1 protein-coding gene and 1 pseudogene are annotated in these 2,148 nt (G+C 59.3%); both read left to right on the top strand.

Annotated features, from left to right (window positions below):
* Nucleotides 1-149 precede the first annotated feature (149 nt).
* Nucleotides 150-746 carry a response regulator gene (locus tag NW838_RS14520; protein ID WP_414428282.1) on the top strand — a complete coding sequence of 199 codons (597 nt, stop codon included), beginning with the start codon at nucleotides 150-152 and terminating at the stop codon, nucleotides 744-746.
* A 147-nt stretch (nucleotides 747-893) separates the two neighbouring features.
* A pseudogene (locus tag NW838_RS14525) lies at nucleotides 894-2,148 on the top strand (type II secretion system protein); the annotation flags it as partial.

Here is a 2,148-nt window from a genome sequence, read left to right on the forward strand (position 1 = left end):
ATCTACCGCCCCCCGGCCGGCGGCTTGTTCTTGGTTAAGAAACAACCCCCCTTTTCCCCTGGGAGAGGGGCTGGGGGTGAGGGCGCTTTATTTGGGATCCCCCCTTGGGCAGATTAAAACCAGCACCCCCTCGGCTGGGATCCCCTGCCATGACTCCCCCTGTCCGCGTTCTCATTGCCGACGATCATCCCCTCTTTCGGTTGGGGCTGAAGTTTGCCCTGCAAGCCCAAGGATTTGAGGTGGTGGCCGAAGCCGAGACGGGATCCCAGGCCGTCCACCATTGTCGCAGTTGCCCCATCGACGTAGCCATTTTGGATGTGCGCATGCCGGATGGGGATGGGATCGCCGCCTGCCAGCAAATCACCGAGCTGGGCCTGCCGGTGGTGGTGGTGATGATGACCACCTTTCAGGAGCCGGGTCTGATTGAGGCAGCCCGCCGCGCCGGGGCCAAAGGCTACCTTTCCAAAGAGACCGACCCGGCGGAATTGGCCCGCGTCATCCGGCAAATTTTGGCCGCTCCCGAGCAAGACTGGCTGCCCGCCCGACAGGAGCTGCCCAAGCTCACCCCCCGCGAGCTGTGTGTGCTGCAACTGATGAGCGAGGGCCTGGCCAACAAACAGATCGCCCGCCGCTTGGGCCTCAGCATCGAAACCGTCAAAGAATATGCCAGCACCGCCTACCGCAAGCTGGATGCTAGCGACCGTGTCACCGCCCTGCTCAAGGCGCAGCAACTGGGGATCTTGTGAATTGGAGAAAGGGCTTGGGGATTCCCCCCAGAGGTGGGGATTTGCGGTGGCCATGATCACCGGCATACTGTTGCTAGCTTGGCATCTTGACAAGAGTTCCTTTGGCTTGGGTGCCACTCCCTTTACCCCCGTCATTGAGATACGGCTATGTCTGCTCCTTCCACGCTGCTGCTCAAGCTCACCCTGCGCTTGCTCGCCTCTTTGAAAGCACGGGTAGATCAGCGCAAGATTCGAGAGCGGGGCTTTGTCCTGCCGGTTGCCATTTTGATCGTGCTGGTCTTGAGCTTGGTGACGGTGGGGCTGCTGACCCGCTCCACTCAGCGCAGCATCCAAACCCAGGTGGAACGAGCGGGGCAAACCATTAGCCGACAACTGAATACGGCCATTGACCGGGCTAGAGCTAAGATCGAGTACCTGATTCGGGATCGCCGCCTGCCCAACAGCGCCCCGACGGATGCGCAATTTGCCGCAGCCCTCATCAACGATGGGGCAGGGGGTCTGCTTCCTCGGGATCCCGATGAGCCCTACATCCTCCCCGACGAAACTCAGTTCGTGATCGCCACCAACATTCAGGTGGAGGATCCGCAAAATCCGGGACAAAACTTGAACGTCCGGGTTCAGGCGCCCGCTTGGTGGTTCTTGGCGGATACCGACAACAATGGCATCAATGACTCCGTAACGGTTTATACTATTCTGAACACCCGTCGGGCTGCCGGCAGCGACTTTGAGGCTAACCTGACGGATACCGAGCGGGCGCGGCGGCTGCTGATCCGCAGTGGGCCACTGCAGGGTTCGGCCTTGGCGGGGTGTACCGATTCTCCGGCTGAACAGACGGTCAACCCCAACGTGGGGGATTGGTTCCAGGTTGGCTCTGCGTTGTACAAGCCCTTTCAAGTCTATGCCGTCACCTTGCCTATTGCGGGTGCCGACTCCACCACCCGTGCCATTTCGGCTTTGCAATTTCAGCAAGATCGGCGGAGGGATCTGCTTAACAAATGGGGAGCCTTCAGCCGCGGCGACCTAGAGTATTTCTTCACTCCTGGCTACAACTGGAACGGTGCCATCTACGCGGGGGGCAGCCTCTTTTTCCGTTACGCCAGCAACAATTTGTTCCGAGCTTTCACCATCAGCTCCGAGCAGTCTTGCTTCTACATGCCTGTCGATAACTCTGAAATTACAGCCTTTGGCGAGCTGGTGGCAGGGGCTATCGGTTACCCCGGACAGGGCCAAAGTGACACGCTAATTTTCGATGCCCATCCTGGTGTGGCGAATGTACCGCCAAGTACGCCCCTTCCCCGCCTGAATAACCTCAATTTCGATTCGGTTCAAAACGACGCAGCTCCTGAGATGGTAGCTCTGGATCCGCTGGAGCTACAGCTTTTTGGTCGCATTCGTACCCGCG

The organism is Synechococcus sp. R55.2, assembly GCF_047462075.1.
In the GTDB taxonomy this organism is placed as follows: domain Bacteria; phylum Cyanobacteriota; class Cyanobacteriia; order Thermostichales; family Thermostichaceae; genus Thermostichus.